The sequence below is a fragment of the Pseudomonas sp. HP_08 genome (assembly GCF_055284095.1).
Map to the genome: position 1 here is coordinate 436,703 of NZ_JBTOQC010000034.1, position 13,042 is coordinate 449,744.

10 protein-coding genes are annotated in these 13,042 nt (G+C 59.8%); 2 read left to right on the forward strand and 8 right to left on the reverse strand.

Going from position 1 to position 13,042, the window contains the following annotated elements; all coding sequences use genetic code 11:
- Positions 1-13: 13 nt before the first annotated feature.
- The 6 genes from ACYAS9_RS24155 to ACYAS9_RS24180 are packed head-to-tail and all read right to left on the reverse strand — an operon-like array spanning position 14 to position 7,089.
- Positions 14-2,230: a polysaccharide biosynthesis tyrosine autokinase gene (locus ACYAS9_RS24155; RefSeq protein ID WP_463570929.1), complete on the reverse strand. Its 2,217-nt coding sequence runs from the start codon at positions 2,228-2,230 to the stop codon at positions 14-16.
- A complete protein-coding gene (locus tag ACYAS9_RS24160; protein WP_463570930.1) occupies positions 2,231-2,683 on the reverse strand; it encodes a low molecular weight protein-tyrosine-phosphatase in 453 nt (150 codons plus the stop codon). It abuts the gene before it with no gap.
- Positions 2,673-3,620, reverse strand: coding sequence for a glycosyltransferase family 2 protein (locus ACYAS9_RS24165; RefSeq protein ID WP_463570931.1), 948 nt, complete (start codon positions 3,618-3,620; stop codon positions 2,673-2,675). The genes ACYAS9_RS24160 and ACYAS9_RS24165 overlap by 11 nt, the downstream gene beginning before the upstream one ends.
- Positions 3,621-3,623: 3 nt before the next feature.
- Positions 3,624-5,129: a lipopolysaccharide biosynthesis protein gene (locus ACYAS9_RS24170; protein WP_463570932.1), complete on the reverse strand. Its 1,506-nt coding sequence runs from the start codon at positions 5,127-5,129 to the stop codon at positions 3,624-3,626.
- 2 nt (positions 5,130-5,131) lie between these two features.
- Positions 5,132-6,247 carry a DegT/DnrJ/EryC1/StrS family aminotransferase gene (locus ACYAS9_RS24175; RefSeq protein WP_463570933.1) on the reverse strand — a complete coding sequence of 372 codons (1,116 nt, stop codon included), beginning with the start codon at positions 6,245-6,247 and terminating at the stop codon, positions 5,132-5,134.
- A gap of 59 nt (positions 6,248-6,306) precedes the next feature.
- Positions 6,307-7,089 carry a hypothetical protein gene (locus tag ACYAS9_RS24180; RefSeq protein WP_463570934.1) on the reverse strand — a complete coding sequence of 261 codons (783 nt, stop codon included), beginning with the start codon at positions 7,087-7,089 and terminating at the stop codon, positions 6,307-6,309.
- Between the two features lie 943 nt (positions 7,090-8,032).
- On the opposite strand from ACYAS9_RS24180, the gene ACYAS9_RS24185 reads away from it, so the two are divergent.
- Positions 8,033-9,211, forward strand: a complete 1,179-nt coding sequence (locus tag ACYAS9_RS24185) for a cysteine desulfurase family protein (RefSeq protein ID WP_463570936.1) — start codon at positions 8,033-8,035, stop codon at positions 9,209-9,211.
- Positions 9,212-9,263: 52 nt separating this feature from the next.
- Complete coding sequence (locus ACYAS9_RS24190; RefSeq protein WP_463570937.1) at positions 9,264-11,069, forward strand: aminopeptidase P family protein; 1,806 nt, start codon at positions 9,264-9,266, stop codon at positions 11,067-11,069.
- Positions 11,070-11,086: 17 nt separating this feature from the next.
- On the opposite strand, the gene ACYAS9_RS24195 is transcribed toward ACYAS9_RS24190, so the two are convergent.
- Positions 11,087-11,377 carry a hypothetical protein gene (locus tag ACYAS9_RS24195; RefSeq protein ID WP_463570938.1) on the reverse strand — a complete coding sequence of 97 codons (291 nt, stop codon included), beginning with the start codon at positions 11,375-11,377 and terminating at the stop codon, positions 11,087-11,089.
- A 175-nt stretch (positions 11,378-11,552) separates the two neighbouring features.
- Positions 11,553-12,440, reverse strand: coding sequence for a threonine/homoserine exporter RhtA (rhtA, locus tag ACYAS9_RS24200; protein WP_463570939.1), 888 nt, complete (start codon positions 12,438-12,440; stop codon positions 11,553-11,555).
- Between the last annotated feature and the right edge of the window lie 602 nt (positions 12,441-13,042).

Genomic DNA, 13,042 nt, shown 5'->3' on the forward strand with positions numbered 1-13,042 from the left:
ATGGCGGACCGGATTATTTGCGCACAGGGTGGTAGCTGTAGCCGTAACTGGTGCAGTCGTACTCGGCGGTCGAAGCCTTGCGCACGGTGGCGTTGAAGATCGCGCCCTTGATCAGGATGCCGTTCTGGTTGAGGCGTCGTTTGCAGGCCTCAAGCTCTTTGCTGGTGGTCAGGCCGAAGCGCGCCACCAGCAGGCAGGTGCCGGCCTGGCGACCGACCAGCGTGCCGTCGGTGACCGCAAGAATCGGCGGGGTGTCGATGATGATCAGGTCGTACAGCGGCGACAGTTCGCTGAGCATCTTGTGGAAGTTGTCGTGCATCAGCAGTTCGGAAGGGTTAGGCGCGGCAAAGCCACACGAAATGAAGTCCAGGTTGCGCGCCTCGGTGCGGTGGATGACCTCAAGGCATTTGAGGCGCGCCGCCAAGGTGTCGGACAGCCCGTGGCGGGACTGCACGCCGAGCACTTTGTGCAGGTAGCCCTTGCGCATGTCGGCGTCGATCAGCAGCACGCGTTTGCCGGTCTGGGCGATGATCACCGCCAGGTTGGCCGAGACGAACGATTTGCCGGCGCCAGGCAACGGGCTGGTGATCATCAGCACATTGTTACGCGCCTCAAGCATTGCAAAGTGCAGGCTGGTGCGCAGGCTGCGCAGCGACTCCAGGGCCAGTTCTTCCGGGGCGCGGGTGCTCAGCAGCCGCGCTTCGCGAGGCGCGCCGGGCGCGGTTGCGGCCTTGTCGAGGCGTTCTTGCTGGCGTGAGAAGGGCAGGGAGGCGTAGACCGGCATGCCGAGGTTTTCGATGACTTCAGGGTTCTCGATGCCGCGATAGAACGACTGGCGGACAAAGATGATTGCCACTGCCAGCAGCGCTCCGACCAGGGCTGCGATCAGCACGATCAGGGTTTTCATCGGTTTGACGGGTTTTTCGACGTTGCTGTCGGCGTTGTCGATGATCCGCACGTTGCCGATGCTGCCGGCACGCAGGATGTCCTGTTCCTGGCTTTTGTTGAGCATCAGGGTGTAGGTCTGGCTGATGACCTGCATGTCGCGGGTCAGGCGCAGCAGCTCCTGTTGCGAGTGCGGCAGGGCTTCGATCTTTTTCAGCAGGCCCTGCTTCTGGGCCTCTATCTGCGCAATCTGGCTCATCATGCTGCGGTAGGTCGGGTGTTCGCGGGTATAGAGCCGCTCCAGCTCGACGCGCTTGAGCTTGAGCTCGGACAGGCGTGTTTCCATCTCGACCACCTGGTCGAGTACGCCTTTGGTTTCAATGGTCAGGTCCACCGAGCGTGAGCTGGTCTGGAAGACGTTCAGGGCATTTTCCGATGCTTCAAGCTGTTTGCGCACCGTCGGCAATTGCGAACGCAGAAACTCCAGGCGCTGCGCCGCTTCGGCCGAACTGCGTTCGACGTTCTGGCGCACATACAGACGACTGACTTCGTTGAGCACCGCGTTGGCCTTGAGCGGGTCGCTGTCTTGCAGCAGCAGGTAGATGATCCCCGAGTCCTTGCCGGCCTCGGTAATCTTCAGCCGGTCTTGCCAGGCCAGTGCCGTGCTCAGGTTGCGTTGGCGGGTCACGGTGAACGAGGTTTGCGGACGGGCGTTGAGCTGCGACACCTGGATTTTGATGCCTTGGCCTTCGCTGGTGCGCCCTACCGTGCCGTTGAGCAGCAATTGGTTCTCGGCGTCGTAGAGCGCATATTGCCCAGGCCGGCCGGCCACCAGTTTAAGCGGCTCGCCCAGCAGGGCTTCCGGGACTTCGAGCTGAAAGATATCGAGCTTCTCGCCGCCCCAGGCATAGTTGGTCAGGCCAAACAGCGGCTCGGCCAGTTGCCCTGCAAATTCAGGGACGAAGGTGCGATAAAACCACGGGCCGATAACCGGCAGCCGGTCAGGGCTGTATTGCACGTTCAAGCGCAGGTCATCGACCACCTTGCCCAGCAACGCCCGCGATTTGATCAGTTCTATCTCGGTGGTGGCCTGAGAGGCCGACATCGGCTTGTTGTTGACCTCCGGCGTGCCCTCGATACCGAGTTTGCGCGGTTCGATCTGAATCATCGCCGAGGCCTGGTAAATCGGCGTGGCGAGTATCGCGTAGCTCAGGCCGATGAGCATGAACAGACCGGTCAGCCAGAAGATCAGTTGCTTGTGGTCCAGCAGGGTGCGCAGCAAGGTTGCCAGGTCGATCCGGGTGTCCTGAAGGGCGTCCAGGGAAGTGCGATTCATAACGGTCATTTATCTCGGATCTCCTGACTGAAGATAAGGAAGCCAGTCGTCGACACAGCGCGACAGATGCTCGTAGGTCTGTTCGAAGGCGGTTTTCGCACGCCTGTAGGGATCGACAACTTGGGTCGACTGTTGCCATTGGCCGATCAAAAACGTGCGGCCACGTATTTCCGGGGCCAGCCTGAACAGGCGGGCGATATGGGCTTGTTCCATCGACAGGATCAGGTCGGCGCGGCGCAGCATGTGCAGATCCACCTGTCGAGCGTGATGGACATCGGGTCTCAGGCCGTGATCGTGCAACACCTCTTGCGCCCGCCGATCCATGGGCTCGCCGACCAAGGCACTCAGGCCTGCCGAGCGGACCTGCGTGCCAGGCGTTGCCAGGCGCTCGCGCAGCAGGGCTTCGGCCATCGGGCTGCGGCAGATATTGCCCACGCAGACCACCAGCAATTCACTGAACATGGGCATTGCCGGGGGCTTTTCGGGTGGCTTGGCGCAAGCGCCGGCTGAGGTTGACGAGGACATTGCGTGCAACCGTCAACAGCGCCTTGACCTTGTGCGCAGGCGACAGGGCGGCCAGTGAAAAGCACACATTCTGGGTCAGGAAGTGTTCGTACAGCGCCTGGTTGCCCAGACGGTTGTAGTAGTTGGCCAGGCTTGAAGCGGTCTGCAGGCTCATGTGCAACTTGCGCTTGTTGCTGCGCATGGAAAAGATCCCGCCGGGGTGTACGCGGTACGCCGCAGGTTTGATCTGCTCGATGAACTTGCCCTTGCCGTGGGCGCCCAGCAACGACCACCAGCACAAGTCGTTGAGCGGCGCGATGCGCACCTGTAATTCCGGGGGCATGCTGGTCAGCACATTGCGAAAGCACGAGGTCAGGGTCGAGATGGGCCGGGCCTTTTGCAGCTCCAGGGCGCTGGCGTCGCGGCGCAGGTCGCCTTGCAACTGGATACCGAGTTGCTTTTGGTCATCGAAGGCCATTGCGTCGTGATAGGTGATGACGTAATCGGGGTGGCTTTCAAGAAAGTCCACTTGCAGTTGCAGCTTGCGCGGGTCGGTCCAGTAGTCATCGCCCTCACAGAAGGCGATGTAGCGCCCGCGCGCTTCCATGAACAGCTCCGGCACGCAGGCCTTGCCTTGGCGAAACTGGTTTTCTGCGTGGTAGAAGGGCCTGATGATCAGCGGGTAACGCTCGACATACTGGGCGATGATGCGCGCCGTGCTGTCGGTCGAGGCGTCGTCATTGACGAGAATTTCAAAAGCGAAGTCGGTCTGCTGGGCCAGAAAGCTGTCCAGTGCCTGAGCAATGAACGCCTCTTGGTTGTAAGTCGGGCAGACGATGCTCAGCAGTGGCGTCGGTGACGAATCGGGGCGCGTGTGACGGGTAATGGCATCCATGGCTCAAGTACTCGGTTTGCTCAACGATAGATAGATCTTGTGCATCAATGGCCGATAACTGATGGCCACCAGCAGCAGGGTCACGAGGCCGCTGGCGGCCAGGGCCAGCAGCAGGCTGATGCGATTGGGCTCAAGACCTGCGATCAGGTCGAACAGCGGGGTGCTGACCGTCAGGCCGAGCGCGGTCATCAGGCTGATGCGCAACACATCGCGCAGCCATGGGCCGTGAAGCGTGGGTGCCAGGTGGCGGTGTACGATCAGCGGCCAGATCGCCAGCGAGACCAGGCGCAGGCCGAACCAGGCCAGGGCGGCGCCGAGCACGCCGAGTTCATCGATGCTGTAGAACATGACCGGCACGCTGATGGCCGCCGACACCAGGCTGTAGCCGACGTGCAGGCGCATCTGGCCGTAGGCGTATTGCAGGTAAAACTGAAAGGCGCTGATGGCCATGATCGCGCTGCCCAGGGCGTACCAGCCCAGCACCGGCTGGCTCCAGCGCGCTGCCATGGCATCGCCGGTCCAGGCGTAGATCAGCGCCTGGCCATGCAGGGCAATGATGGCCGCCAACGGAAACAGCAGGGTGCAGACAAACCGGTGCGCGGTCAGAAACAGGCTGTGCATGTCCTGCTCGCGGCCCTCGGCCACCAGCCGGGTCAGGCGCGGCAGCAAGGTTTGCACCAGCGGGTTGGTCAGGGTCAGGAGGCCGGTGCACACCAGCGCCACCAGCGAAAAGTAGCCGTATTGCGCAAGCGGCAGGCGCTCGGAGAGCAGCACCTTGTCCATCTGGGTCAGGGCAATCCACAACACCGCCGTCAGCGACATGCTGGCGGCGAACGGCAGCACCGGCCTGACCTGGGTCATGTCGAAGCCGGCCAGCACGGCACCGGGCATTTGCCGCCAGGCGCGCGTGGCGAACATCAGGGTCTCGACCAGGCTCACCAGCGCCTGGAAGATAAAGAAGTCACGCACATCGCTGGACACCGAACTGACCAGCCACAGCGCGCCGAAATAGCGCAAGGTGGCGATCAGCACATTGGCGCCGTTGAGCCAGGCATGCTGCTCAAGGCCTTGCAGTCCGCTTTTGTAAAGGGTGGCGTACAAGCGCAGGGCAATGATCACGCCCATCAGGCCGATGCAGTCGCTGACACTTTGTGCCGACAGGCTCTGCGCATTGAGCCAGTGGCTGGCAATCCATGGGCTGCCCAGATGGATCGCCAGCGCGCAGCCCAGCGTCAACGGCAAAAAGATGATCTCGAACGAGCGCAATAACCGCCCGCAGTTCTGACGCCCTTGCCGACTGGCCGGCTGGTGAGCGACAGCGCGCACCAGACTGGGCGACAGGCCGGCGTCGAGCAACTGCAACCAGGCCTGCATGACCGTGAAAAATCCGATCAAGCCGTACGCTTCGGCGCCCAGGTGCCCGAGGTAGAAGGGCATGATCGCAATCCCCACACCCAGCACATAAGCCTGGCCTGCATAGTTCAGTGCGGTATTGCGGATCACCGACATGCTCAATATCCGACTTGTGCCACAACCGGGCTGATTGCGCGCGGGCTGCAGGTTTCCAGCACGCTCTCGATGACCCGGTCCTGATCTTCCCGCGGCAGGCCGGGGTAGATCGGCAGGCACAGCACCCGGTCACTCAAGGCCCGTGCTGTCGGCTGGCCCGGCTGCGGCTGCAGGTATTCCAGGGTGTCCAGGCACGGGTAGAAATAGCGACGCGGGTTGATGCCACGGGCATTGAGCAGGCTGCGCACCTGAAGCAGATGCGTTTCGTCTTGCAGGGCGATGGGGTAGTAGCTGTTGTTCGGGCGGCTGTGGACCTGCGGCTGTTGCAGGTCGACATAGTTGTGCAGGCGGGTGGTGTAGCGATCGGCTATTTCGGCCCGCTGCTCAAGGATGGTGTCGATGTCGTCGAGGATGCACAGGCCCATGGCGGCGGAGAATTCGTTGAGCTTGGCATTGATGCCGATGCCTTCTATACGGTCGATGCCGCTGATGCCGAAGTTGCACAGCAACGAGGCGCGTCTGGCCACGTCATCGTCGTTGGTAACGATGGCACCGCCTTCGATGGTGTGGAACAGCTTGGTGGCATGAAAGCTCAGGATGCTGATGTCGCCCCAGGCGTACACCGATTGGCCGGCATAGCGCACCGAGAAGGCATGCGCGCCGTCATAGACCACCTTGAGGTTGCGCCGCCTGGCGATTTCTTCGATGGCCTGGACGGCGCACGGATTACCGAACACATGCGTGGCAACGATGGCCGAGGTGTCGGCTTCGATGGCGCTTTCGATGTGCCGGGGCGACAGGTTCCAGGTGTGCGGATCGATGTCGGCGAAGATCGGGCGGATGCCTTCCCATTGCAGTGAACTGCTGGTGGCCACGAAGCTGAACGGTGTCGTCACGGCGCTGCCGCTCAATTGCAGGGCGCGGTAGGCAATTTGCAGGGCCAGGGTGCCGTTATTGGTCAGGATGACATGGCGTACACCCAGGTATTCGCGCAGGCGGGCCTGCAACTCTTCGACCAGGGGACCGTGGTTGGTCAGCCAGCCGCGTGCGTAGATGCCTTCGACATAGCGTTTGAACTTGTCGATATCGCCAAGATAGGTCTTGGTCACATTAATCATCGAAACCTCCGTGTCAGTGGTAAGCGGCATGCGGTTACAGGGGATGAACAGGCGCGGGATCACGAGGTTTGCGGCGGCTCGTCGCGCAGTGTCTGTGCGCTTACACGTGCAGCGCGGCGCTGGTTGTGCCTCAGAATCAGGCGAGTGGTCAGGCTGCCGCTGTGCGGGTCGCCGAAATGCAGCAGCGCGGTGGCGCGCATCAGGCCGGCACTGCAAGGCTGGTTGGCGTGCAGCGTGCGATAGCCCCAGAACAGGTAGAGATTGCCGGGTACCAGAGGCAGCACCATGGGCTTGAGCCAGCCGCGCTGGATGGTCTGGCTGATCAACCAGCGACTGAAGCGGTTTTGCAGCAAGGTCTTCTGGATGAGGTTGACCAGTACCGTACGGTGTACACCGCGCAGGTTGGGGAACAGCATCAGGTCGCCGCGCTCTTGCCCTTCGGCAGGGATGTGAATCGGCACCAGCATCGTGACCATGCTGGCATCGAAGTGAAAACAATTGGATTCGCGGCGTCCCTGTGTGCCCTGCACACACCGCAGGACCGGAAATATCGTCGGGCTTGGGCTGTCATGGCCGGTGGCGTGGCGGTAAAGCTGCGCCATGAGTTGCTGTATCAGCGGGTTGGACCACAGCTGCGCCAGGGTGCTGTCGGCCAATGGCTGCTCACCGTGGTAGGCAAAGTATTCACCCGGGTGACGGCGTGCCTGCTCATCTGTGAAGGTTTGCAGTTGCGTCAACTCGTTCGGGCTCAACAGGCCTTCGATGTGGGCGTAGCCTTGCGTGTCCATCAGGTGCGCCAGCTCTGTGGCAAATTCGGTGACAGCTTCAGGAATGGACGGCATTCGGTTACACCTCTGAGTCAGGGGAGGCGAAAAACCAAAAACATGGCGGCGAGGCCTGGTTAATCGAATAACTGTTCGGCCACGCTACCGCCCGAAGTCCGAGGCTTCAGAGGCTGGCGCTGATAAGGTGGGCGCTTGTCCGTGACCGTTAGCCAGATGGGGCTTGGCGATCGGAAACTTTCAGAACAAAGCTACCGCCATACCGAACGAATTCAGTAGTTCAAAATAGGGATAGGCGAGTCGACAGACATCCAGCGGTGTAAAAAGCCACCGTGGAAACAACCGTGATTACAGAATGACTGCAATGTTGCGATGTGGTGTCACTACGACCATTCCGATGCAATGCTCTGTGGCATTGGCATAAAAGCCAGGAATCGTCAGACAGACCTATATATTGAAGCTGTGTAGGAATCTGTCAAATTATTTCGTCAATTTCCTGTTAAATTTTTGATAAAAAACTGCATGTAAAGCTTAACTGTTTGAATTTAAACAGGGTCAAAAAACTAACACTTCAAGGCGTCTCGAAGAGTGACGTTTTTCTGGCGGGTGGACAGCGCTTCATTGATATCCACTAACGGCCTTCAACCAGAAGACACATAAAGGGCTGTTGAAGAGACAGTAGGGAAGTCCGGCGTCATGCATTGAGTAATATCTGCAATAAGGACTTCAATCAGTTGACCTCAGGATTTTTTATCGACGAAATGCTGTTCTGGCAGCGGTTGCACGCCTTGAAAAATCGGTATATTCAATATGGTTATACATAAATTCAAATTGATTCCTTTTGGTTCTATGTGGTCTGGTGCATGATGCTTTCATGGTTACAGCGTCATAGATCCACCGATGTCGAGCGTCGACGAACCGCTGCGGGACAGTCCCGGCGTGTTGCACGCATCGACCTGTAGACGATCCGGTCGGCCGGATTGTGCATTTCAGAGGGATGTTCATGAGCAATAGCGCACTGTATTTCGATTACGCCGCCACCACGCCCGTGGACGAGCGGGTCATCCAGGTGATGGTGGCCTGTCTGGGGCAATCGGGTAATTTCGGCAACCCGGCATCCAGTTCGCACGGCTTCGGACAGCAAGCGCGACTGGCTGTGGAGCAGGCACGCCAGCAAGTGGCCGCACTGGTAGGTGCCCGCGCTGACCAGATCGTCTGGACCTCGGGTGCTACCGAGTCGAACAACCTGGCGCTCAAGGGCGTGGCTGAGGCGCAGGTTCAGCGCAGTGGCAAGGCCGGTGGGCATATCATCACCAGCCAGATCGAACACAAGGCCATTCTCGACACCGCGCAGTATTTGCAGGGTCAGGGCATCGAGGTGACCTACCTGGCGCCTGATGCCGATGGCCTGATCAGTGCCGAGGCGGTCAGCGGCGCCTTGCGCGAAGACACGTTTCTGGTGTCGCTGATGCTGGTCAACAACGAACTGGGCACGGTCAACGATATCGCCGCGATTGGCGCGCGGGTGCGTGAGCATGGCGCCTTGTTGCATGTCGATGCCGCCCAGGGTGCAGGCAAGCTGCGCATTGATCTGAGCGAGCTGGCGGTCGACCTGATGTCGTTCTCGGCGCACAAGATCTATGGCCCCAAAGGCATCGGTGCCTTGTATGTCGGCCCGCGCGCCGGGCAACGGGTGCTGGCACAGATTCACGGCGGTGGCCACGAGCAGGGCCTGCGCTCAGGAACCCTGGCGACCCACCAGATCGCTGGCATGGGCGCTGCCTTCGCCTTGGCCGCCGAGCTGCTTGAAGATGAAATCGCCTTCACTCAACGCTTGAACGATCGCCTTTGCGAACAATTGGCCGGCATCAACGGGCTGGTGGTCAACGGCAGTCGCGAGCAACGCATACCACACACGCTGAGCCTGACCTTCGGGCGTCGTGATCTGGATGTCACCGCTCTGGGCAAGTCACTGGCCTTTTCTTCGACCTCGGCCTGCAATTCGGCCAAAAACGCACCGTCCCATGTGTTGCTGGCGCTGGGTTACGACGCCGCAGCGGCCAGTCAGACCATCCGCCTGAGCCTGGGACGCTTTACCCGCGAGGCCGATATCGACCAGGCGGCGGAACAGATTCGGGCCTCTCTGAGCCAGCCACCGTTCTGGGCAGTTGCTCACTCGTAATCACTGCTCCATTATCTGACCCGAGGTCAATTTCGGGTCAGCAGGAGCGGTAATGAGCAAGCAAACCAATGTCGCAGGAGCGGCCGAGCGTCTGGCGCAGGCGCGGGCCGTGATGAGCCGCGAAAAAATCGACGCCTGGCTGGTGCCCTCTGCCGATCCACATCTTTCCGAATACTTGCCGGGGTTCTGGCAAGGTCGCCAGTGGCTATCCGGGTTTCATGGTTCGGTGGGCACGCTGATCGTCACTCAGGATTTCGCCGGCCTCTGGGCCGACAGCCGTTATTGGGAACAAGCCACCAAAGAGCTGGCCGGCAGCGGTATCGAACTGGTCAAGCTGTTGCCCGGTCAGCCGGGACCGCTGGAGTGGCTGGCCGATCAGGCGGCCAGCGACACAGTCGTGGCGGTCGACGGGGCCGTGTTGGCGGTGGCATCTTCCCGGACCCTGGCCAGCAAGCTTTACGACCGCGGCGTCAGGTTCCGTACCGACCTGGACTTGCTTACCGAGCTGTGGAAGGACCGTCCGGCCTTGCCGCGCAACCCGGTCTACGAGCACCTGCCGCCACATGCGACGGTCTCGCGTCGGGAAAAAATCGAGCGGCTGCGCAAGAGCATGGCCGAGCGTGAAGCCGACTGGCATTTTATTGCGACTCTGGACGACATTGCCTGGCTGTTTAACCTGCGCGGTTCGGATGTCTCCTATAACCCGGTATTCATTTCCTTTGCCCTGATCGGCCCGAAAAGTGTCACGCTGTTTGTCGGCGGCGAAAAGATCAGCGCGTCTGTACGTCAGAGCCTTCAACGCGACGGTGTCAATCTGCTGGAGTACAACCAGATCGGTGCGGCGTTGCGCAACGTGCCCAAGGCGGCCCGCCTGTTGATCGACCCTGCGCGTGTCACGTGCGGCCTGCTCGATCATCTGGACAGTGAGGTCAGCCTGGTTGAGGGTCTTAACCCCACGACCTTGTTCAAATCGCAGAAGAGCCATGAAGACCTGCGTCATATCCGTCAGGTGATGGAGCAGGACGGTGCCGCACTGTGCGAGTTCTTCTCTTGGCTGGATGATGCCCTGGGGCGTCTGTCGATCAGCGAGCTGACCATCGACGAAGAGCTGGCCGAGGCCCGGCAGCGCCGACCCGGTTATGTCTGCCCCAGTTTTGCGACCATTGCAGGCTTTAACGCCAACGGCGCCATGCCGCACTATCGGGCCAGCGAAGCCGAACATGCGCAGATTGAAGGCAATGGGCTGTTGCTGATCGATTCCGGTGGCCAGTACCTGGGTGGAACGACCGACATCACGCGCATGGTTGCGATTGGCGAGCCGAGTGCTGCGCAGAAGCAGGATTGCAGCCGCGTGCTCAAGGGCATGATTGCTCTGTCGCGGGCGCGTTTTCCCAAGGGCATTCCTGCGCCGCTACTGGACTCCATCGCCCGGGCGCCCATGTGGGCCGACGGCGTCAACTATGGTCACGGCACTGGGCATGGCGTGGGCTATTTCCTCAATGTGCACGAAGGGCCGCAGGTAATCGCCTATCAGGCACCGGTTACGCCGCAGACGGCAATGCAGGCAGGGATGATCACCTCGATTGAGCCCGGCACTTATCGGCCGGGGCGTTGGGGCGTGCGTATCGAGAACCTGGTGATCAACCAGGAGGCGGAGCAGACCGAGTTTGGCGAGTTTCTGCGTTTCGAGACGTTGACGCTGTGCCCGATCGATACCCGTTGCCTGGAATTGTCGCTACTGAGTGTCGATGAGAAGACCTGGCTCAACCGTTACCACGCGCACGTGCGGCAGCGTTTGAGCCCCCTGCTGCAAGGGGCTGCCTTGCAGTGGTTGCAAGCGCGCACCGTCAGCGTCTGATCGGGGAGGCGCTTGCCTCAGATACGGGATTTCTTGCAGACGATGATCATGCTGCGGCTGGTGTAGCCGGCGGGGTTCAGGCCGAATGGGTAATCGCCAGGGTCCTCTACGGCATCACCGGACTTGGCAATGACTCTAAATTGGCCTGACTCGCAGGTGCTGGCAGCCAGCTCCTGGCATTTCTCCCAGGATGAAGACAGTCCTGAGCAGTTGATATGGATGCCGCGCTTGCCTTGAGTAACCGGCTTGGCCGTCGCGGCGCATCCTGTTACGCCAAGCAGCGCCAGTGCGATAACGATGTATTTCATCCCGTTCCTTAACCGGCTGTGTCTGAAAGCCAAAAATCTGGCTTGAATGCTTGTAGGCATTCAAGAGATATCGATCAGTTCACAGAAATTTCCCACGAACCGTATCGGTCAGGCTCTAAACATGGCGCATGCGCGGAACAAATGCTAGTGCCTTGTAAACTCTTGTGATTGAGAATCAATCGCCTGGCACCAGTTTCGGCTGTTCGGGGGTGGACGAAAGGGTGACGCCAATGGAGGCCAGAATGATTGCGCCCATGGCCAGCCATTGCAGTGTCGAAAGCTGTTCGTGCAGAAACAGCAGGCCCGACAGCGCGGCGATGACGGGCTCCAGACTCGCCAGGGTGCCGAAGGTTTTTGCCGGCATGCGTGTCAGGGCGATCATTTCCAGGCTGTAGGGCAGGGCGGTCGAAAGAATGGCGACGCCGATTGCGGCGGGCAGCAGGCCAATGTCCAGCAGTGCAGAGCCTGCATGCGCCACGCCAAAGGGGGCCGCGAACAACGCTGCAACAATCACGCCCAGTGCGGCGGTTTGCACACCGTTGCCTTCTCCGGCTTTCTGGCCGAAGACGATGTAACCGGCCCAACAGGCGCCGGCGCCCAAAGCGTAGGCCGCACCGAGCGGATCGAGGCTGGCGCCGCTGTTGCTGTCAGGGATCAGCATCAACAAGCCGCCGACCGCCAGGGCGATCCACACGACATCGGTTGTCTTGCGTGAAGAGAGCAGCGCTACCGCCAGGGGGCCGGTGAGCTCAAGGGCCACGGCAATGCCCAGCGGCACACTGCGCAAGGACATATAGAACAGCAGGTTCATTCCGCCCAGTGCGATGCCATACATGATGATCATGCGCACCGAACGCGTGGTCAGGCGAACGCGCCAGGGGCGCAGCACCAGAATCATGATGATGCTGGCAAAGATCAGTCGCAGGGTTGTTGTGCCTTGTGCACCGACGGCGGGGAACAGACTTTTGGCCAGGGAGGCACCTGTCTGGATCGAGATCATTGCGATGATCAGCAACCCCAGAGGGAACAATAGGGATGATGGGGTGGGCGATGACAGCTTCATGGCGGGTGTGGTCCTGGGGCAGGCTTTCTATATATAAGCTGCATGATGAGTAACTCGCCAGATTTGCGCAATATAATGCGCAGTTATTTAATTTAGCCTCTATATGTAATTAAGTGTTGACGCCCCGTCTCAGCGCTCTATAATGCGCACCATTCCCGCCGCGGAAGAAACTTAAAACTCCTTGAAGATCAACGAGTTAGATGTGAAAACGGCGAGGGAATGGTGCAGGCCTCGGGCCGCAGCGGTGAAAAAGGTAGTTGACAGCAAGTTTGAACGCTGTAGAATTCGCCTCCCGCTGATGAGTTGGTCGAAAGATCGCTCGGCACGCAAGTGATTGAAGTTGAAGAGTAACTCTGAAAACTTCTGAAAATAATCACTTGACAAGTTACTGAGGCGCTGTAGAATGCGCGCCTCGGTTGAGACGAAAGGCTCAACCAACCGCTCTTTAACAATTGAATCAAGCAATTCGTGTGGGTGCTTGCGGTGTCAGACTGAGAGTCAACTGATTATCAGCAGCGCAAGTTACTCCACGAGAAATCATGGTTTAACCAACGATTGCTGAGCCAAGTTTATAGGGTTTTCTCAAAACCCGATTGCAGTAT